The sequence below is a fragment of the Microvirga sp. GCM10011540 genome (assembly GCF_042650665.1).
Taxonomy (GTDB): domain Bacteria; phylum Pseudomonadota; class Alphaproteobacteria; order Rhizobiales; family Beijerinckiaceae; genus Microvirga; species Microvirga lenta.
The window spans coordinates 1-19,201 of sequence record NZ_JBHSBQ010000041.1; the positions used below are offsets into that span (position 1 = coordinate 1).

Annotated in this window: 22 protein-coding genes; 9 read left to right on the forward strand and 13 right to left on the reverse strand. The window is 67.4% G+C overall.

Features of this window, described 5'->3' with window-relative positions; translation table 11 throughout:
* Positions 1–662 precede the first annotated feature (662 nt).
* From ACFOYU_RS14325 to ACFOYU_RS14360, 8 genes are all read right to left on the reverse strand, one after another.
* On the reverse strand, positions 663–2,531 hold the full coding sequence (locus ACFOYU_RS14325; protein ID WP_377034109.1) for a TniQ family protein: 1,869 nt from the start codon (positions 2,529–2,531) through the stop codon (positions 663–665).
* Positions 2,528–3,601: an AAA family ATPase gene (locus ACFOYU_RS14330; RefSeq protein WP_377034110.1), complete on the reverse strand. Its 1,074-nt coding sequence runs from the start codon at positions 3,599–3,601 to the stop codon at positions 2,528–2,530. The genes ACFOYU_RS14325 and ACFOYU_RS14330 overlap by 4 nt, the downstream gene beginning before the upstream one ends.
* 2 nt (positions 3,602–3,603) lie before the next feature.
* On the reverse strand, positions 3,604–5,790 hold the full coding sequence (locus ACFOYU_RS14335; protein WP_377034111.1) for a Mu transposase C-terminal domain-containing protein: 2,187 nt from the start codon (positions 5,788–5,790) through the stop codon (positions 3,604–3,606).
* A gap of 26 nt (positions 5,791–5,816) precedes the next feature.
* On the reverse strand, positions 5,817–6,470 hold the full coding sequence (locus tag ACFOYU_RS14340) for a hypothetical protein (RefSeq protein ID WP_377034112.1): 654 nt from the start codon (positions 6,468–6,470) through the stop codon (positions 5,817–5,819).
* 181 nt (positions 6,471–6,651) lie between these two features.
* A complete protein-coding gene (locus ACFOYU_RS14345) occupies positions 6,652–6,870 on the reverse strand; it encodes a hypothetical protein (protein WP_377034113.1) in 219 nt (72 codons plus the stop codon).
* Between the two features lie 554 nt (positions 6,871–7,424).
* A complete protein-coding gene (locus ACFOYU_RS14350) occupies positions 7,425–9,437 on the reverse strand; it encodes an AAA family ATPase (protein ID WP_377034114.1) in 2,013 nt (670 codons plus the stop codon).
* 76 nt (positions 9,438–9,513) lie between these two features.
* The gene (locus ACFOYU_RS14355) at positions 9,514–9,855 is read right to left on the reverse strand and encodes a hypothetical protein (protein WP_377034115.1); all 342 of its coding nucleotides are present in this window, start codon (positions 9,853–9,855) and stop codon (positions 9,514–9,516) included.
* A gap of 71 nt (positions 9,856–9,926) precedes the next feature.
* Positions 9,927–10,442, reverse strand: coding sequence for a hypothetical protein (locus ACFOYU_RS14360; RefSeq protein WP_377034116.1), 516 nt, complete (start codon positions 10,440–10,442; stop codon positions 9,927–9,929).
* 429 nt (positions 10,443–10,871) lie between these two features.
* On the opposite strand from ACFOYU_RS14360, the gene ACFOYU_RS14365 reads away from it, so the two are divergent.
* A complete protein-coding gene (locus ACFOYU_RS14365) occupies positions 10,872–11,060 on the forward strand; it encodes a hypothetical protein (RefSeq protein ID WP_377034117.1) in 189 nt (62 codons plus the stop codon).
* 50 nt (positions 11,061–11,110) lie between these two features.
* On the forward strand, positions 11,111–11,296 hold the full coding sequence (locus ACFOYU_RS14370; RefSeq protein WP_377034118.1) for a hypothetical protein: 186 nt from the start codon (positions 11,111–11,113) through the stop codon (positions 11,294–11,296).
* A gap of 46 nt (positions 11,297–11,342) precedes the next feature.
* On the opposite strand, the gene ACFOYU_RS14375 is transcribed toward ACFOYU_RS14370, so the two are convergent.
* The 5 genes from ACFOYU_RS14375 to ACFOYU_RS14395 form a co-directional block, all read right to left on the reverse strand.
* Positions 11,343–11,735: a DUF983 domain-containing protein gene (locus tag ACFOYU_RS14375; RefSeq protein WP_377034119.1), complete on the reverse strand. Its 393-nt coding sequence runs from the start codon at positions 11,733–11,735 to the stop codon at positions 11,343–11,345.
* 62 nt (positions 11,736–11,797) lie between these two features.
* Complete coding sequence (locus ACFOYU_RS14380; protein WP_377034120.1) at positions 11,798–11,923, reverse strand: DUF2474 domain-containing protein; 126 nt, start codon at positions 11,921–11,923, stop codon at positions 11,798–11,800.
* On the reverse strand, positions 11,923–12,930 hold the full coding sequence (cydB, locus tag ACFOYU_RS14385; RefSeq protein WP_377034121.1) for a cytochrome d ubiquinol oxidase subunit II: 1,008 nt from the start codon (positions 12,928–12,930) through the stop codon (positions 11,923–11,925). Before cydB ends, ACFOYU_RS14380 begins: the two co-directional genes overlap by 1 nt.
* 3 nt (positions 12,931–12,933) lie before the next feature.
* Positions 12,934–14,358 (reverse strand): cytochrome ubiquinol oxidase subunit I, encoded by a 1,425-nt coding sequence (locus tag ACFOYU_RS14390; protein WP_377034122.1) that lies wholly within the window; start codon positions 14,356–14,358, stop codon positions 12,934–12,936.
* A gap of 1 nt (position 14,359) precedes the next feature.
* The gene (locus ACFOYU_RS14395; RefSeq protein WP_377034123.1) at positions 14,360–14,944 is read right to left on the reverse strand and encodes a GbsR/MarR family transcriptional regulator; all 585 of its coding nucleotides are present in this window, start codon (positions 14,942–14,944) and stop codon (positions 14,360–14,362) included.
* Between the two features lie 178 nt (positions 14,945–15,122).
* Here ACFOYU_RS14395 and ACFOYU_RS14400 point away from each other — a divergent pair, with 178 nt between their 5' ends.
* The 7 genes from ACFOYU_RS14400 to ACFOYU_RS14430 are packed head-to-tail and all read left to right on the forward strand — an operon-like array spanning position 15,123 to position 19,090.
* The gene (locus ACFOYU_RS14400) at positions 15,123–15,437 is read left to right on the forward strand and encodes an ArsR/SmtB family transcription factor (protein ID WP_377034124.1); all 315 of its coding nucleotides are present in this window, start codon (positions 15,123–15,125) and stop codon (positions 15,435–15,437) included.
* Between the two features lie 38 nt (positions 15,438–15,475).
* A complete protein-coding gene (locus ACFOYU_RS14405) occupies positions 15,476–15,901 on the forward strand; it encodes a YeeE/YedE family protein (RefSeq protein WP_377034125.1) in 426 nt (141 codons plus the stop codon).
* A 3-nt stretch (positions 15,902–15,904) separates the two neighbouring features.
* Complete coding sequence (locus tag ACFOYU_RS14410; protein WP_377034126.1) at positions 15,905–16,369, forward strand: DUF6691 family protein; 465 nt, start codon at positions 15,905–15,907, stop codon at positions 16,367–16,369.
* Positions 16,362–17,165 carry a sulfite exporter TauE/SafE family protein gene (locus tag ACFOYU_RS14415; RefSeq protein WP_377034127.1) on the forward strand — a complete coding sequence of 268 codons (804 nt, stop codon included), beginning with the start codon at positions 16,362–16,364 and terminating at the stop codon, positions 17,163–17,165. Before ACFOYU_RS14410 ends, ACFOYU_RS14415 begins: the two co-directional genes overlap by 8 nt.
* Positions 17,166–17,191: 26 nt before the next feature.
* Positions 17,192–18,100, forward strand: coding sequence for an MBL fold metallo-hydrolase (locus tag ACFOYU_RS14420; protein ID WP_377034128.1), 909 nt, complete (start codon positions 17,192–17,194; stop codon positions 18,098–18,100).
* Between the two features lie 10 nt (positions 18,101–18,110).
* On the forward strand, positions 18,111–18,494 hold the full coding sequence (locus ACFOYU_RS14425; RefSeq protein ID WP_377034129.1) for a rhodanese-like domain-containing protein: 384 nt from the start codon (positions 18,111–18,113) through the stop codon (positions 18,492–18,494).
* 38 nt (positions 18,495–18,532) lie between these two features.
* Positions 18,533–19,090 (forward strand): class I SAM-dependent methyltransferase, encoded by a 558-nt coding sequence (locus ACFOYU_RS14430; RefSeq protein ID WP_377034130.1) that lies wholly within the window; start codon positions 18,533–18,535, stop codon positions 19,088–19,090.
* Positions 19,091–19,201 lie beyond the last annotated feature (111 nt).

A 19,201-nucleotide genomic window follows, 5' to 3' on the forward strand; every position in this document is an offset into this window, starting at 1 on the left:
CCCATCGTGCAGCGTCAGCTACATCAGGGCGAGCACGGCCTCGTCAATCTTGTCGTGGTCGATCTCCATGCGGCCACTTTACCACGCCGCAGCCGAAATTCCGCGGTCCTCGGCGGATGCGTACGATAAAGCCGACCTGTGCAGTTTTTCACAGGTCGGTGTAACTGGAACCATAGTGTGCCGCAGATTTCCTGTAAGTCATTGTAATCGCTGCGCCTGACTCAAGACTTTGACACATAGATCGGCTGGATTGACGCAACAGCCCGCCGCAGTTGCATGAGCTTGTTTCAAGCCTCGGATCGCAGGCACGAAAAAGCCCTCGGGCGCGGAACCCGAGGGCTTGGTGGCAAGTACCGAAAGTCAGGCAGGAAGCGCCGTGGAACGGGCGTGGCTCAATCCGCGTCCTTGGGCTTCCTCCAGCGCTTGAGCCGTTTGGGCGGGCCGAAGCGCCGGAGGATGATCCGCCTGGGCGGATTCGGCGGAACGAAGCCCAGCTCGTCGAGCGCTTCCCCGAGCTACCTGGTCTTCGTGGCCGGACCGGGATCGTCGGTGGAGTGGGGTTCGGGTTCCGCAGGCTCCTCGTGCTTCGCGGGTTTCCCAGGCTTATCCTTCAAATCCGGCTCCCGTTCTTGGGTGTCCGTTGGTGCCGTTCGACCCCATGATCAGTGATGGGGCGGCAATTCGGTCCGGCGGAAGAAGTAGGACTTCTTCGCGTCGCCCGAAACGATGGCGGGAGCCACCCCGGCCTCGCGCAATTCCCGCAGCAAACCCCTCGGATTCACGGCCCGCTCCCTGGACATCTCCGCTAGGCTGACGAACGTCTCACGGAACGTGTCGAGGGACTCCCGCGGGATGACCGTCTGCGGACAGCGGTTGACCGGGTTCACGGCCGTGCGTGCGGGCAGGTGCCCGTCCCCGACCAACGCCAGCACGCCATGCGTCGAGGTGGCGAGGAGACGCTCGACCTCGCGGAGCGAGTACCCGCCGTGGTCCTCCCAGCGAACACGTTCGCGCACCTCGCCGACGTCGACGAGCAGGGAGAGGTACCCGGGCACGTCCCGCAGACGCCCCGTCCAGGACAGTCCGCGATCGAGGACGAGCCGGACGATCTCCTCGGCGGAGCAGCAGGCCTGCTTCGCGGCAGCCGGAATGTCGGCCGCTCCCTGCGGCGGGGAGGGAACCGTTTCCGCGTCGGCGAGAAGCCGTCCGAGGAAGGCGTCGAGCTCTTCCCGCGAGAAGGCGTGGTCCTTCAGGTGCGCATGGCGACCGCCCTCGGCAAACGGGCGAATGAGGCCGCAGTCATAGAGCTTGCGGACCTGCACGCGAGGCGCGTTCAGGTACTCCCCGGCCTTGGTCAGGGGCATCGCCCCGGCGGCCTGCTCCAACCACCCGCCGACAAGATCAGCCTGGAACAGGATGCGATCGTCGGTGAGACCGAGCTCAGCCTCGCCGATCACACCTGCCTCGAGCAGGAGCTTCCTCAGGCGCTTCGGGTGCCGCCCGGTTTCCTGGGCCGCCGTCCGCACCGAGTGCAGGCGGCGCACCGTGATGATTTCCCCGAACACCTCGTCACCGGGGCCGAGGGGCAGGGTCTCGATCATGTGCCGCTTCATGATCTCCCTCAGCCGATCATAGGCCTCGTCGCCGTCCTCGTGCGCCAGCCACTCGTAAAGGCGGCCGAACATCGACCGGGGACCCCAGTTCTGCCTGGTGGCCTTGAACGACGCCTGGAGGCGGTCCAGGAGTTCCCTGAAGGCATCCTCGCCATCGGCGAGGATGCGGAAGCCCTCGATGCCCGCGTCGAACCATGCCCTTTCCGACATGCCGCCGGTGCGGCAGCGGGCTCCGGCCAGGGCCACAGCCCCGACCATCTCGCAGGACCGCGCCGCCGCGTACCACGGGAGCGCGTCGAGGAAGGGAATCTCCACCTTCGGTCCCCACAGCCGCCTGAGCAGGTAGGTTTCGAACGGGGACTCGGTACGCTCCACAGCGTACCCGCCGATCCCGTCGAGGATGCCTGCTGCGGACCACATGACCTGCGCGAAGTCGTACGCGCGGACACCGCCCAGACGCATGCCGGGCAGGCACTCCTCCAGTGGGATCAGGGCCGCGCGGTGCCGGGCGCACGAGCGGATCGACGCCAGGCTCCAGGATGCGCGGGCGTATGGGCGGACCTCGACCGGACCGGGCTGGGTCCCGAGGTCGTCGGCGATGCAGAGCGGGCAGACATGGATCCGCTCGCGGCGCAGGCTCTGCTTCCTCAGCGCCTGTCCGTTCAGGACGAAGCCGTCATCGGTGCGGCGGATGCTGAAGGGCAGGAGCCTGCCGGACGGCAGACCGCCGAGGCCCTCAAGGCGCGCGAGCGCCCGGTCCCGGCCGTGAACCACGTCGTAGGCCGTCGTCCCCATGTCGAGGCAGAAGACGTTGAAGGCGGTGCAGCCGTGGAGGGTGGACAGGCGCGAGGCAAAGCTCGTCGGGGTTTCCTGGTCACCGTGCGGGATGCGGATGGCGAGTGCGGCGTGGATGGTCATGCGGACTTCCTTTTCTTCGAGGTCTTGGGTTCGGCGGGTTCGTCCGAGGACGGGTTCTCCGCAGGGGCCACGCCGGGGCGGACGAATTCCCAGTCCCGGGCGAGGAAGATGTTCGTGTCGGCCGGGCAGCCCGTGGTGGCCGCATACGCGCTGGCGAAGTCCGCGATGGTGAGCTGCGCGGCCCCGGCGCGGATCGCGTCCTCCGCCGCGGTCCGGCAGATCTGGACCACGCGCCCGAACTGGCCCTCGGCCGCACGGCAGAGGCGGGCGAGGAACTCGCTGCCGTCCAGGCCGACCGGCTCGAGGTCGGCCGCCTTGGTAGCTACGGTCCGGACGATGTGGTGCAGGCCCTTCGCGTCGTTCGGGAACTTCAGGGGGGTGAAGCTGAGGAAGCGGCAGCGGCGACCCAACTGAACGTCCCGCTGCGCGAACTCCACGAGGGACGGCAGGCCCGACAGGACGAAACTGACGGGCCAGTCCGCCTGCTGCATCACGTTCTTGAGGGTGTCGCTCACCTTCTGGGTTTCGGCACCGTCGGGGAAGCGCACCGCATGCTGCATCTCGTCGATGTGCACGATGAGGACCTTGCGCAGGCGGAGCTGCTCGCGGACCCGGTTCCAGGCGACGTTCTCCTTGACGTCGCGCTCGAGCGGATACCCGAGGGCCCGCAGAAGCTCGATCGCGAGCTGCTTCAGGGTGCACGGCGAGGGCGCGGTGATCGACACGAACGGCATCGTCGGACCGACCGCCATGTTCTGCGGCGTGAGTTCCCGGCGTCCGTCGATGAGGCGGCGCAGCGCGAGGGTCTTGCCGGCCCCGCTCTGGCCGATGACGACCAACGCGCGCCCTTCCGGCCGACGGCCGTTCAGCGACAGCGAGGCCCCGTCGATGAGGCGCTCGAACTCGTCCTCGAGCTGGGCGTCCCGCGGCGTCCTCAGGTAGCTCTTGTGCAGCTTCTCCAATGCGACGATGCGCCGGGCGCGCCTCTCCTCGGCCGCGCGATCCCGGGCCTCCTGCCTGGGATCACAGGGAAAGTCGTCGCCGATGTCCTCGAATTGCGGTTTCGTCATGCTCAGTCCTCCAGCCTCCAGTCGTCCGCGTCGCCGTACGGGGACGTGATCGCGTCCCCGGCCGCGTCCCGGTCGTCGGTGTGGTCGTGCTCGTCGTCGGTCTCGTCGGCGATGGGTTCGGGGACGGCGTCGTCGCCGATGCCGAGGACATCCTCCTCGTCGGACTGCGCGACCTTGCCGTCGCGGATCCTGAAGGTGCGGTAGAGGTCGAGTTCCGCCTTCCTGAACTCCTCCTCGGTCATGACGGGGGACGCGAGACCTGCACGGGTCATGGCGGCCGCCGACATCTCACGGATGGCCTGGATCGCCGCGATCACCACGGGACGCTTGAGCGCCGCCAGGTTGGCGAAGCGCTCCCGCAGGCGGCGGGTGGCCGCCATCCATTCGGCTGCCGTCAGTCCCTGCGCGAAGTCCTGCACGCACGCCGCGGACATCCAGCCCTCGTCCGTGAAGAAGGAAATCTCGCCGAGGTTACGGGGATCGACGCGGATCAGGACGGGCTGCTGGTTGACCTGGCGGCGGTACTGCTGGAGCTGCAAGGACTGGTAATGCAGGCCCAGGAAGCGGATGCCGCGGTTGCCGATCCGCCTGTGGGCGCGGACCCCGAAGATGTGACGGGCCTGGCTCGGACTCGGTGCCGGGCGAACCTCGCAGTCCTTGGCCAGACGGGCCCATGCCTCCTCGGGCGTTTCCCCTCCCAGCCCCTCGTGCGGGGTGTTGTGGTAAACCTCGACCCAGCGATACAGGATCTCGCGCAACTCCTCGACCGTCAGGCTGGCCTGCTCGGAGGCCTTGTAGTCGCCCCGGTCCTGCGGGTTCGAGTGCGTGCGCCCGCTCAACTTCGACAGCAGCGTGCTGTCGATGGTGCGGAAGAGACGTTCGACGGTGCCGCGCATCTGCGGCAGTCCGGCCGGCGCGAGCATGTGCGTCACCGCGAGGTCCGACACCGTGCTGCGGAAGTAATCGTGGATGTACTCCGGGCCCCGGTCGGTCAGGATCGACTCGGGCGTGCCGCGCCCGTGCCACGGGATCTGCGCGCCGCATGCGGTCGAGAGCGCGGTCTTGTCGGCAGTGATCATCTGGAGCGCGGCGACCGCGCCGGCTCCCGAAGGCGAACCGACCCTGAGGTCCAGCGCGAGGAGATACCTCGAGGCGCAGTCGATGGCGGCCGTCAGCGAGCAGCGGACGCGCGTGACCGCCTTGCGTTGCTCCTCGGTCATGCCTTCCCAGAGGCCGAGGTCGACGAGGAGGTTCATCAACTGCACCTCCCACGTGTCCATCTCCACCCGTTCGAGGAGGCGGGTCACCTCGACGCCCTCGTGCACGACGAAGAACTTCTTGCGGGCGTGCTCCTTGCCCTTGCGACCCGCGAGGACATGGAAGGCATCGAGCTTGTGGATGGCGCGGTAGACGGTCTTGAGGCTCGGCACCTTCAGTTCGGTCAGCTTCTGCCCGGGTAGCCTCCGTGCCGCACGCTCCGCGTTCAGCTTGCCGATCTCCTCCGCGATCCTGGCGTGGATTTCCTTGCCCGAAGGCCTGAGGTTGCTCGCGTAGGTCGGGACGATCCGGTTCAGGACACCACGGACTTCGGCTTCCATGCGCACGGTCTTGGTATTGCCGGAGCGGGCATAGCGCGGAACGAGGGCAACCCGTTCGCAATCGCCGTCCTCGAAGCGCTTGATCCAGCGCCGGAGCTGGGTCGGGCTCGGCCGCTGCGGCTGATCGGGAATCCTTCCGGGCCTGACGTTCGGCTTCCCGATCTTCCTGTCCGCATCGATGTCGTCGCCGATCCTCTCGATCGCCCTCCCGAGCGACGTGTCCGAGCGCGTGAAGCGCTTGTCGCTGCGAGAGAGCTTAAGGAAGCGCTCGACGAACTCGCTCCTCCAGTTGACCAGTTTCTGGGTCTCGGGGTCGAGATCGGTCAGCTTGAGATCGCCGTAGATCAGGCGCAGGCGGCCCTTGCCGGGCGCGAAGAAGTCGCGGTCGACGTGAAGGTGGTCCTCGTCGAGAAGCCGGAAGAGATGCGCGTGGGTGAAGACCTCGTGCAGGCCCTCGCCGTCACAGCGGACGAGCGTCATCGCATCGCGGTCGCACTTCACCCGGCGATAGGCGATGTCGCCGATGCGGATCCGGTCGAGCTTGCCCGCGCCGAAGCGGGGCGTGGTCACGGAGTTGGTCTGGTGGGTCATGGGATGAACCTTTCCTGTGTGCCTGGTCAGAGGGCCCGCGGACCGGGCGAGACGAATGCGGAGTGCGAGATGCGGGCAGGCCGTGCGAGGCGCAGCACGCCGTCGCCGATGAGGCAGGCGATGGCCCTCAGGGCATGTCCCCCGAGGCCGCTTGCGTCGGCGATGTCACGGACGAGCGCGGAGCCGCGCATCCTGCGCACGACCCGGGCAATTGCCTCGACATGGTCGGGATCGCGGCTGGCCCACGAGTGCAGGATGAGCCGCGCGTTGTGCACGCGATCCTTCGTGATGTGCTCCTCGGTGCGCAGGACGAACGCATCGGCGAACCCCGGGCGGACCTGCTGCCGGATCAGTTCGAGGGTCCGCCCGATGCCGCTGGACGCCACCCGCGAGGAGGGTTTGACGGCGTAGGCGATCTTGCGGCCGCAATCGAGGACGGCGCGGAAGTCGAACGTGTGCGAGCGCCTGATGCCGTCGTCGTCGACGTACGCGACCGGCGCGGGCTGGTCGTGCACCTCCCTCGTGCGATGGTCGGTCCGCAGGATGCAGGCCCATCCCTCCTCGAGCGTGCTCTCGAAGACGAGGATGCGGCTGTCGACGGGATCGACGAGGGTTCCGGTGAACGAACCCTTGGTGCGCAGGGGAGGAAGGCGGCTGGCGATGGAGGCGGACGGCGGCATCCAGGGCTTATCGGGATGGGCCGGGAGGTTCAGCCCGCTATGCGCCAGCCCCCGTCGGTCGTGGCCACGCTGCCTCCGGCGGCCGGAGCTGGGGCGAGGTGTTGGTCGGCTTCGTCGATGCGGGTGTTCATGGATGCCTCTCGGGTTGTCGGACCTGGTCGAATGCGGTTGGACCGCTCGCCTAGGGAGCGGGCGGAACGGCCCCGCCGAGGAACTCGAAATCGGGGTCGATCAGAATCCAGCGGTCCCAGGCATCCGAGCGTTCGAAGTACTCGGCCTCGGGGTCGGGGTCCGAGACCCGGAAGTGGATGCCGTCCTCCTCGATGAACGGCCCCCAGTCGCCGTTCAAACGGAAGATGGCAGGGCAGGTACGCAGGGGATTCTTGGTCTTCTTCGGCATGGCGCGTGACTCCTCGGCCCGGCGCATGGCGGCAGCCGGGTTCCAGCGGGAAAACAGGGACTGTCTGAGGGAGCGGGCGCGAGGCCCGCGATGCGTCAGGCCGATATGAGGCGGAGCGCCGCTGCCTGGCGGCGACGGCCGCGGATGGAGGCGGCGAATGCGTTCGTCATGTGAAGCCTCCTCTGGCTGCGGTCACCCGAAGCGGGTGATCCGTGGAGTGGGTCGGGACGCGACGCCGGTCGCGGGCCGGATGAGCGCGGCACCGGGATCAAGGCGATCGCGGTACCGGGTATCGGGAGGACTTGTCGGGGATGATGCGTCGGGGGCTATCGTATCCTCGCACGGCAGGCCGTTCCGGCACGGACGGATCCGGCCGAAGGCTGCGGGATGGCGAGGGGGGCGACGGTGGCGTTCGGATTACGCCCGGGAGAACCTTGCCTCCGAGGCGTGCATCGCTGCACCGCGGCCGGGCCGCTCGCCTACGGGCGATATCTGCGTATGCTCAAGGTTCAACGTCATGGGACGGGGTTCCTAGCAAGCCGCCCCTGGGCGCGTCAAGATCCCATGGCAAAGATTCCTGGGGTGTCCCCCAAGGATCCTTTGATCGGTGAATCCTTGGCCTGCGCCCCGGAGCGATCCGCACCCTCGACGATCCCGAGAACGTCGCCGAAGGACGCCCGCCCGCGGGCCGAGAGGACGGCCGCGAGCTCGTCGAGTGCCGCCCTGTTCGCGAGGAGGACCGTCTTGGCGCATCCGAGGCACGACCCGAGCACGCGATCGACGCTGCGCCTGAGGGGCGTGTCCGCCCGGAGGCGGGCGAGGAGTTCCGCGTCGTCATTCGGGGCCAGGTAGGCGAGGGTGCCACCCAGTCCAAGCGACACCTCCATCGCGGCTGCGAGCACCGTTGCCTGCTGGAGGTCCGAGCCATCCGATCCTCCGCCTCCGTCGCCACGGGAGCCGAGCACGATCTCCTCGGCGGCAATTCCCGCGAGAAGTCCGGTGATCTCGGCCAGGTAAGCAGACCTCGTTCGCACGGCACCGACGTGCCGACGGTAGGCGGTATGCCCGGCCGCCGATGCGCCGATTGTTACCTCTCGGAACACGCGGACCTCCGTCGGGGTCCGCCCGGACTCCCTGGCCAGGAGGACGCCGACGACAGCATGCCCCGCCTCGTGGACGCAGGCCCGTCGGAAGGCGTCCTCCGGGAGCCGCACCCTGGCGGGCAATGACGCGTGCAGGTCTTCCAGCGAAAGCTCCCGGAGCTCGGTCCTGGCCTTGCGCCGGGCATCGCGCACCACCTGTTCGATCACGGCCCCTGACGCTCCTTCCATCCGATCGGCGACGTCCGTCAGATCGACGCTCGACAGCGCGTCGCGCAGGTGGTGCCGCAGAATGCCCTTGCGGGCGTCGACGTCAGGCAGGGGGATAACGACGTGCCTGTCGAGGCGGCCGGGTCGCAGGATCGCGGCGTCGATCCTGTCCGGCAGGTTCGTTGCCCCCACAACGACCACACCCTCGCGCGCGTCGATGCCGTCCAGGCACTCGAGGAAGGCATTGATGACCTCGCGGCAGTACTGCTCGTTGTGGCCCGTGAGCCTCTCGCGATCACCGAACGAGTCGATCTCGTCGAGGAACAGGATGCAGGGCGCATCCTTCCTGGCCTCGTCGAAGGCGCCGCGCATCGCCTTGAGCAGGTCGTTGAGATACCCCTTGGCCTGCCAGCGGGCGAGGGAGTGGATGTGGATCGGCACCTTGCATGTCCCAGCCAGCGCCCGGGCGAAGGTCGTCTTCCCCGTCCCGGTCGGGCCGCTGACGAGAACCCCGCGATCCACCTCCGACCATGGGATCAGGCCTGCCGCGTAGTCGGCGAGATCCCGCGCCAGCGAACGCCCCCATTCGGCGGCCTCCCCGAGACCGTGCAGGTCGTCGAGCGTCGGTTCATCGTGCCTGCCCGGTCTTCCGGCAGGGGCAGGCTCCTCATCCTGACTGACCCTCTCAAGCCTCCGAATGGTTTGGCCGATACTCCGTCCAGGTTTGATCGCGGCGGAGAGGGTGGGAAGCGGCAGCGTGCTCGCTGTCGTGAGGACGGTGGCGGGCAACACGCGGCCGAGCACGGCTTTAAGTGCGCCCCGCAGGGCGTGCGGGTCGACGGGATCCGGTGTCACGATCGCGTCGGCCGAGAGCCGGAACACGGGCGGGAAGGCGCCCGGGTCGGCCGCAAAGGCGAAGACCTGGCTGTTCTCCATCAGGATCCGGCGGACGTTGGCCTCGGACTTCTTGGCCTGCTTGAGACCGACGCTCTCCAGTTCGAAGACCTCGTACTCGTTCTCGATCATCTGCCCGGCGAACGTGCGCAGGATGCTTCTTCCCGCCTCGAGGAAGATCGCGCGCTCGTCGGCATCGGGCACCACGAACCCGACGATGCACGGGCGACCGTGCAGCACGTGGTGGAGGTCGGCGTGGCGCAGCGCCCGGACGATCAGGTTGCGGGCCAGGGTCTTGCCGACGTCCGTCGGTCTGCGCTCGGTGTCCCGGCGCCTGTTCAGGTGGTGTCGTTTCCTGGTCATTGTGTCTGTCCACGAGGGCGCGGCGACCCGTTGTCGGCGGCCCTTGAAAGGGGGTGAAGGGTGGATGGTGGGACGGTTAGCGGGCGTCGTAGCCGGATCCGGCGGCAGGCTTTCCGAGGGCGTAGAACCGGGACAGGGTCCGCGCGTATCCGAGGGAGGGCGCCAGCACCCATAAGCCCGTTGTGAGGCCCGGCCGTCCGTCGCCGATGCGGGGATGGTTGAACATGATCCCCGTGAGCGAGGGATCGGGTCGCTGGATCACCTCCCAGTGCTGGAGCTTCGGGCAGGCGGCGAGCGTGTCCCCGCCGGGGTGTCGCCCACGGCGGATATCCTCGAGCGCGTGAACGAGGCCGTTCAGGCGGTCGATCTCGGGGCCGAGCTGGGGCGCGGGGCCGTCCTTGGTGATCATGAAGGTCATTGGGCATGCTCTGTCGCTCCCGGTCCCGATGGTTCGGTCCCGGCGATGCGGATGGGTTGAAAGCGATGGGTTCAGTCGTGGCAGCGGGAGACGCGGGTCTCCGGGCCGATGCGGGCCTCGTCGAGATCGATCTCCACGAAGCGGCGCAGGGCCATGGCCGCGATCACGCCTATCGGGTCGCGTCCGTCGCGGATGACCTGCATGCAGGCAGCGAGCGGCATCGGCCCCTGCTCCTCGAGCATGGTCAGAAGACGCACGCGATCCCCGAGGGAAATGCGGTGGTTGGCATAGCGCAGGAGGTCGCGGGCGTTGTCGAGCCGGAAGCCCTCGCGAAGGTCGGCCTCGGCGTGTGCCTCGTAGCCATGACCAGCCTCATCGGCAGCGCCCCGCACCCACGGGGGAGGAACCGAGGCGTCGGTCGGAACGGCATCGACGAGAACACTTCCCGTCGATCGGATCACGGCGAAGTCCGGCACGTGGGCGGCGGCGCCTGCGGTGAGGATCGTGGGCAGGCAGGTCCAGGACTCCACGTCGGGATCGACGTCGAGCAGGCAGGCGAGCTCGCGTGCTGCCTGACTTCGGAACAACGGCGCCCCTTGGCAACGAACGGTGCCGCGTGGGGTGAAGGTGAGAAATGAGGCGCTTTCCCGAATTCGGGAAAGCAGGTTGGATCGATCGTCGGCGACGGTGGCGGAAGGGGAGGTGATGGGCATGGATACGCTCGTCCCAAGGCGAACGGCAGGGCCGTCCGGGTGAACCGATCAGGGCGGGTTCAGGGGGAAATCAGCGTATCGGGGATATGCAGGCCGGGCGCACAACCGCGGTGCGCGAGACGCGCGGTCCGATGTCAGCGGTATGTGCGGATGCCTGGGCCATGCTCGGAACAAATAGGAAACACCGCCAAGCTTGTCAACGCGGTATTCGATACCTCTTTCGGATCAGGTCAGGACGCCCCTAATCCCGGTTGTGGGCGAGCCGCGGCGCGGGCAAGATGGCCGGCATCCAGGAGGGAAGCCTTGGCCGAGAACCCCAAACCCAGCCTTACGGGAGAAACCCGCCAGGTCACGAAGGTCAAGACGCTTGGGGAAGCTCTCGATGAGATGGGGTTCAAGCCGCCGGACCCGCCCAGGCGGATCACCCTCCGGCGACTGGGACCACCCGCCAGGCGGCTCACGCGCTGGAGAAAGCCCGAGGAGCAGGGATGACGCCGTCACTGGGCTTGCGCCGTGGATACCCAGGTTCCAGGAGGATGACCTTGCCAGACAAGCGTCTGTCCCGCCCCGCCGACGAACCCTGCCCGGCCACCAGGCCCAAGTCGATGGGCGAGGCGATGGACGAAATCGGTTTCGTTCCGCTGGATCCGCCCAGGCGGATCGTCGTCCGGGAAGACCATGCTCAGGAGCCGCTGACGCGCTGGAAAAAGCCCGGTAAGCAGGACTGAGCTTCCCATCGGGTTCGAGGAGTGCCCGATAGGCAGTAATCCGCCCCTAGGCCGCGCTCTTGTGGGGAACGGCGAAGCGGCCTTCCTCGGCCTTGTGGAAGTACTGGCTCGCGACCAGCATGCCCTTCATGGGCCGGATCGGCGGGATGCAGCTCAGCAGCATGACCGGCAACGTCGTGAGCAGATGCACCCACACGGACGGCTCGTAGGCCAGCTCGATCCAGACGCCGAACGCCGTCGCAGGAATGGCCATCGTCATCATGACGAAGAAGGCGGGTCCGTCGGCCGGATCGGCGAAGGAGTAGTCGAGGCCGCACGCCTCGCAACCGGGCGCGAGCGTGAGGAAGCCATTGAACAGGCGGCCCTGCCCGCACTCGGGACAGCGGCATTTGAGGCCGTACTTGAGGATGGAATCCTTCGCGCCAACTTTCGTGGTCATATCTTGATCCTTCATGTCTATGCTTCCGCGCGTTGTGATGGCGCACCCCGGGAACGGCCCGATTACGATTTCAGCCAGAACCTGATGACGAGGCTGACCGCTCCCGTCGTGCCGACGCCGGCGGCCCAGAGGCCGACGAACCACAGCCATCGTCTCAGCGAGGAGCGCTGCTCGAGTTTGTTGGTCATCAGTGATATCCCTCGTGGCCAGTCTTGCCGCGGAACACCCAGTACGAGTACCCGGTGTAGGCGAGGATGATCGGGATCAGCACGCTCGCGCCGACCAGCATGAACTGAAGGCTCGATTCCGGCGCCGCGGCCTCGTGGATCGTGACGGCGTTCGGCACCACGTGCGGGAACATGCTGACACCGAGTCCCAGCAGGCAAAGGGCGAACAGCCCCAGCGTCAGCAGGAACGGCCAGTATTCCCAGCGGCGCACCAGGCTCACCAGCAGCGCCCCCGAGCAGAGGCCGACCAGCAGCGGCACCTGGGCGGTGAACAGCACCTGCGGCCAGGCGAACCAGCGCTCGTAATAGGCGCCGCTCAGGAATGGCGTTGCAGCGCTGACCAGCCCGATGGAGGCGATCAACCCGAGAGCGAGCTTGCCGGCGAGGCGGTAGCTGTGATTCTGGACCATGCCTTCGGTCTTCATGACCAGCCAGGTCGCTCCGAGCAGGGCGTAGCCGACCACGAGGCTGACGCCGACCAGCAGGCTGAAGGGCGTGAGCCAGTCCCACCAGCCGCCGGCATAGGAGCGTCCCTCGACCGCAATGCCCTGAAGCAGGGCGCCGAGCGTTATGCCCTGCGCCAGCGTCGCCACGACGGATCCGGTCGTGAAGGCGACGTCCCAGTAGCGGCGGTGGCCGGGATCACGCCAGCGGAACTCGAAGGCGACGCCGCGGAAGATCAGCGCCAGCACCATGGCGATGATGGGAGCGTAGAGGGCCGGCAGGATGATCGCGTAGGCGAGCGGAAAGGCTGCCATCAGGCCACCGCCGCCCAGCACCAGCCAGGTCTCGTTGCCGTCCCAGACCGGGGCGACGGAGTTCATGGCACTGTCGCGCTCCGGTCCCGGCGCGAAGAACGGGAACAGGATGCCGATGCCGAGATCGAAGCCGTCCATCACCACATAGGCGAAGACCGCGAATGCGATGACGAAGGCCCAGAGGGTGGGCAGGTCAAAAATAAGAGTCATGGTTCAAGCCTCCGCGCCGAGGGTGCGGCCTGGATTGACTGCGGGAGCCGGGGTGATGCCCGCGGTGCGGATGGTATGGTCAGAGCCTACCTCGGGCCCGGTCTCGCCGCGATGTGGGGCCTTGCCCATGAGCTTGAGGATGTACCCGGTGCCCGCGCCGAACACGATGAAGTAGACGACGATGAAGGTCAGCAGCGATGCCGCCACCGCCGGGGCTTCGAGCGGCGAGGCCGACTGGGCCGTCTTGAGCAGGCCGTAGACGGTGAACGGCTGCCGTCCGACCTCGGTGGTGACCCAGCCGGCGATCACCGCCACGAAGCCCGCCGGGCCCATGGCCAGCGCCAGCCAGTGCAGCGGGCGCCAGTCATAGAGACGGCCACGGAAGCGCGCCCACAGGCTGAGCAGCCCGAGACCCAGCATGGCGAAGCCTAAGCCCACCATGACGCGGAAGGACCAGAACACCACCGGCACGTAAGGCCAGTTGGCGCGATCCACCGTGTCGAGCCCGTTCAGCGGTGCATTCAGGTCATGCTTGAGGATGAGCGAGGACGCCTTCGGGATTTCGATGGCATTGCGAACCGAGCCGGTCTCCTGGTCGGGAATGCCGAACAGGATCAGGGGAGCACCGTCCGGATGGCTCTTGAAGTGGCCCTCCATGGCCATGACCTTGGCGGGCTGGTGCTCGAGCGTGTTGAGGCCGTGCATGTCGCCGGCGAGGATCTGGAGCGGGGCGACGACCGAGATCATGCCCATCGCCATCGAGAACATCACCCGGGCGCCCTTGTTGCTGCGCTCGCGCAGGAGGTGCCAGGCGCCGACGCCGCCGACCACAAGAGCCGTGGTGAGGTACGCCGCCATCACGGTGTGCACCAAGCGATAGGGAAAGGACGGGTTGAAGATAATCGCCCACCAGTCCTGTGGCACGAACTGCCCGGCTTCGTTGATCGCGTAGCCCACGGGTGTCTGCATCCACGAGTTGGCTGACAGGATCCAGAAGGCCGAGATGAAGGTGCCGACGGCGACCGCGAGCGTGGCCGCGAAGTGCAGCCTGCGGCCGACGCGGCCCATGCCGAACAGCATGATGCCGAGGAAGCCGGCCTCCAGGAAGAAGGCTGTCATGACCTCGTAGGCCATCAGCGGGCCGATGATCGGCCCGGCCTTGTCGGAGAACACCGACCAGTTGGTGCCGAACTGGTACGACATGACGATGCCCGAGACCACGCCCATGGCGAACGCCAGTGCAAAAATCTTGAGCCAGTACTTGAACAGGTTGAGATAGACCTCGCGTCCGGTCCACAGCCACAGTCCCTCCAGCACCGCGAGATAGCTCGCCAGCCCAATCGAGAATGACGGGAAGATGAAGTGGAACGAGACCGTGAAGGCGAACTGGAAACGCGCCAGAAGCAGGGCGTCGAACTGGTCGAACATGTCACTTGTCCTTGGGGTCGTCGCGGCGGCTCTTCTTCGAGCCCGGCACGACGAAGAGACGATCCTTCATCTCCAGGATCTTCTGCACCTTCGAGCCGAGCGTCAGGAGTTGGACGAGGCGCTCGGTGTCGAGCCGCTGCACGTCGGCGTACCAGCCGGTGAGCAGCTCGAAGAGATCGTGCATCTCGCGCATGCGCTCCTGGGCATGGCGCTCCTCGACGCTGGCGGGCTCCTGCATGAGCACCTCGCGCAGGAGCGTCATGGTCGGGTCGATCTCCCGCTTCTTGCGCTCCTCGACCAGGGTGCGCACGATCTGCCAGATGTCGTCGGGCGTCGAGAAATAGTCGCGCCGGTCGCCCGGCTTGTGCTGGAGGCGCACCAGATTCCACGCCTGCAACTCCTTGAGCCCCATGCTGACGTTGGAGCGCGAGACGCCGAGCCCCTCCACAATGTCCTCGGCGTTCAGCGGCTCCTTGGAGATGAACAGCAGGGCGTAGATCTGCCCGACGGTGCGGTTGATGCCCCAGCGGGAGCCCATCTCGCCGAAATGAAGCACGAAGGTCTGAACGAGGGGAGGGAGGTTCATGATGATTCCGAATTTTCAGTATTTTCTGAAATATCAGGTGTTCATTGATCCAGGTCAAGGGGTGCGGCGTTCGCGCCGAGCCCCCGGCCGCGCCTTGATCCAAAGGTGTCCCTTGATATCAGATTAGAGATAGCGAAATTAGCACTAACTAATCTAAGTGTTGATGCAGGGTACTCGAATGGATCTCGCAGCCTTTGAACGGCAGGCCACCGAGATGGCGGACATCCTGCGCACGCTCGCCAACGAGCGGCGCCTGATGATCCTGTGCAAGCTGGTCGAATGGGGTGAGGCGAACGTCACCTCCCTGGCCGAGGCGGTGGGACTGTCGCAGTCGGCCCTGTCGCAGCATCTCGCCAAGATGCGGGACGAAGGAGTCGTCACGACCCGACGCGAAAGCCAGACGATCTGGTATCGCGTCGCGGACCCACGCATTGAGCGCCTCTTCGCCACCCTCTACGAGCTTTACTGCAAGCAGGCGGCCCCCAAGCCCTGACGCCCACGCAACGCAATCCTCATCGACCGGAAGATGCCATGGAGAACTTCACCCCCGTTTCCGCCCTTGTCGGCGGTTCCCTGATCGGCGCATCCGCCGCCCTGTTCCTGGTGCTCAACGGACGCATCGCCGGGATCAGCGGCATCCTTGGCGGCCTGCTGCACCCGAACCGCGCCGAGATCGGCTGGCGCGCGGCCTTCCTGGTCGGCCTGCTGATCGCGCCCTTGGCCTACCGCACCTTCGGCGGCGTCCTGCCGCCCGTCCTCCTCGACGCGCCTCTCGCCCTGCTGGTCGTTGCCGGGCTGATCGTCGGCTTCGGGACCCGCCTCGGGGCGGGCTGTACCAGCGGCCACGGAGTCTGCGGCATCGGACGGGGATCGCCGCGCTCGCTGGCGGCGACGGCCGTATTCATGACCACTGCCATCGCCACCGTTCTCATCACCCGTCACCTCCTCGGGATGTAAGCCATGCCATTGATCCTCTCCGCCTTCGCCTCCGGCCTGCTGTTCGGGCTTGGGCTGATCGTCTCGCAGATGGTGAACCCGGCCAAGGTGCTCGGCTTCCTCGACATCTTCGGCAACTGGGATCCGAGCCTCGCCCTGGTCATGGGCGGCGCTGTCGCGGTATCGGCTGTCGGCACCCTGATTGCCGGGCGGCGCGGCGTTCCCGTGCTCGCGCCCCGTCTCGAACTCCCGACCCGCCGTGACCTCGACACGCGCCTGATCGGCGGGGCGGCCCTGTTCGGCATCGGCTGGGGCCTCGTCGGCCTGTGCCCCGGCCCGGCGCTCACCGCGCTCGCGTTCGGTCCGTGGCAGGTCCTCGTCTTCGTCGCGTCGATGATCGCCGGCATGGCCCTGTTCCGGGCCGTGCCGTCCGACTGGCCGCAGGTGACCTTCCGGCGCGCGGCCGCAGGAGGGACGGACGATGCCTGATGGCGTGACAAGCCTCCTCGCGACCGGATCCGGCGGCCTCGTCGGTCTCGTGCTCGGCCTCGTCGGCGGCGGCGGTTCGATCCTTGCCGTGCCGCTCCTGGTCTACGTCGTCGGCGTGGCCTCGCCCCACGTGGCGATCGGCACCAGCGCCATCGCCGTCTCGGCGAGCGCGCTCGGCAACCTGCTCACGCACTGGCGCCTGGGCAACGTGAAGGGGCGCTGCGCCGCCGTGTTCGCGGCGGCCGGGGTGCTCGGCGCCTTCGCCGGGTCCGCGGTCGCCAAGACCCTCGACGGCGACAGGCTGCTGGCCCTGTTCGGCGTGGTGATGGTCGTCGTCGGTGCCGTCATGCTGCGCAGGCGCGGATCCGGCGGCGATCCGGACGTCCGCCTGTCGGCCGCAACGGCAAGGCGGCTGCTGCCTCCGCTGCTCGGCATCGGCTTCGGCGTCGGCCTGTTCTCCGGGTTCTTCGGCATCGGCGGCGGATTCCTGATCGTGCCGGGCCTGATGCTCGCCACGGGCATGCCGCTCACCTTCGCCATCGGCACGTCCCTGGTGGCCGTCTCGGCCTTCGGCGCGGCAACGGCCGCGAGCTACGCGCTCTCGGGCCTGGTCGATTGGTGGCTCGCCGGCCTGTTCGTCCTCGGCGGCCTGCTCGGCGGATTCGCCGGGGCCGCGCTCGGCAAGCTCATGGCATCGCGCAAGCGGATGCTGGGCACCGTCTTCGCCGGCCTCGTCATCGTGGTCGGCATCTACATCGTCACACGCGGCGTCCTGGCGCTCGCCGCCACCGCGTGATCCCCTGACCCATGGAGCAACGGAACATGACCTCCGGTAAGCAGCCCTTGCGCGGGAAGCCTCTCGTGACCGGCTTCTTCGAGAAGCGCACCAACAGCGTGCAGTACGTCGTCGCCGACCCGGAGACGAAGCGCGCCGCGATCATCGATCCCGTCCTGGACTTCGACCCGAAGTCGGGCGCCACGGCGACCCACTCCGCCGACGAGATGCTCGCATATATCGAGCGCGAGGGGCTCACCCTGGAGTGGATCCTCGACACGCACCCGCATGCCGACCACTTCTCGGCGGCCGGCTATCTCAAGGACCGGACGGGCGTGCCCACCGCCATCGGTGAGAAGGTGGTCGAGGTGCAGAAGCTCTGGAAGGGCATCTACAACTGGCCCGACAGCTTTCCGACCGACGGATCCCAGTGGGATCGCCTCTTCGCCGATGGCGACCGCTTCAGGATCGGCACCATGGACGTGGAGGTGATGTTCACGCCCGGGCATACACTCGCCTCGATCGCGTATGTGGTCGGCGACGCGGCGTTCGTTCACGACACGATCTTCATGCCCGACGGCGGCACGGCCCGCGCCGACTTCCCCGGCGGCTCGGCCCGTGCCTTATGGAACAGCATCCAGCGCATCATGGCACTTCCCGACGACACGCGCCTGTTCACCGGCCACGACTACATGCCGGGCGGGCGCGAGCCGCGCTGGGAGAGCACGGTTGCCCAGCAAAGGGCGAGAAACACGCACCTCGTGAAGGCCGGGACCGAGGAGGAGTTCGTGGCCCTCCGCGAGGCCCGCGACCGCGAGCTGCCGATGCCGACGCTCATCCTGCACTCGCTCCAGGTGAACGTCCGGGGCGGGCGCCTGCCCGAACCCGAGGACAACGGCAAGCGCTACCTCAAGATCCCCCTTGATACGCTCGATGGCACCCCATGGGACGAATAAGGAGACGAACATGACGAAGACTGCGAAGGACCTGGTGGCCGAGGCCAACAAGACGATCGAGACCCTTTCGGCCGAGGAAGCCATGAGGCTCGTGGACGACCCGAGCGTGGTATTGGTCGACGTCCGCGAGGGCGAGGAGCTGCTACGGACCGGAAAGGTGCGGGGGGCGGTGCACGTGCCCCGCGGCTTCCTGGAGTTCCAGGCCGATCCGACCAGCGCCTCCCACAAGCCCGAGCTCGGCGGCAAGCGCCTGTTGCTCTACTGTGCTTCCGGCAACCGCTCGGCCCTCGGGGCAAAGGCCCTGAACGAAATGGGCATCAGGAACGTGGCGCACGTCGCGGGCGGCTTCGCGGCCCTCAAGGCTGCCGGGGCGCCCGTCCAGGAAGGCGATTGAGCCACGCCCATGTCGACGCGCTTCAGCAAGGAGGTTTCATGAGCGAACAATCGGATCAGGAGCGGTGGAACGGTCGGTTCGCCGGTGACGATTACCTGTTCGGCACGGCTCCCAACGCGTTCCTATCCAGCCAGCAGGATCTTCTCCTGCCGGGCCAGCGGGCGCTTGCGCTCGCGGACGGCGAGGGCCGCAACGGGGTCTGGCTGGCCGAGCAGGGGCTGCGTGTCACCGCGACCGACTTCTCCCCGGTGGCGCTCGACAAGGCGCGTCGGCTGGCGGCGGACAGGAAGGTCGAGGTGAGCTTCGTTCAGGCTGACTTGGCAACCTGGGAGTGGACGGAGGGCAGCTTCGACGTGGTGGCCGCCATCTTCATCCAGTTCGCCGACCCGACACTGCGCGAGGCAATCTTTCAGGGCATACGGCGCACGCTCGCTCCCGGGGGGCTGCTCCTGCTCCAAGGCTATCGGCCGGAGCAGATCAGGTACGGGACCGGTGGCCCGCCGCACGCGGAGAACATGTACACGGCGACGATGCTGCGCGAGGCCTTCCACGATTTCGAGATCGTCAGCCTGGCCGAGCACGACAGCGTCATCTAGGAGGGGAGCGGACACCACGGCGTATCGGCTCTCGTGGATCTCGTCGCGCGAAAGCCGTCCTGACCTCCGGCCCGATCTCTTTGTCCTGGGGGCGAGACGCTCGCCCCTTCG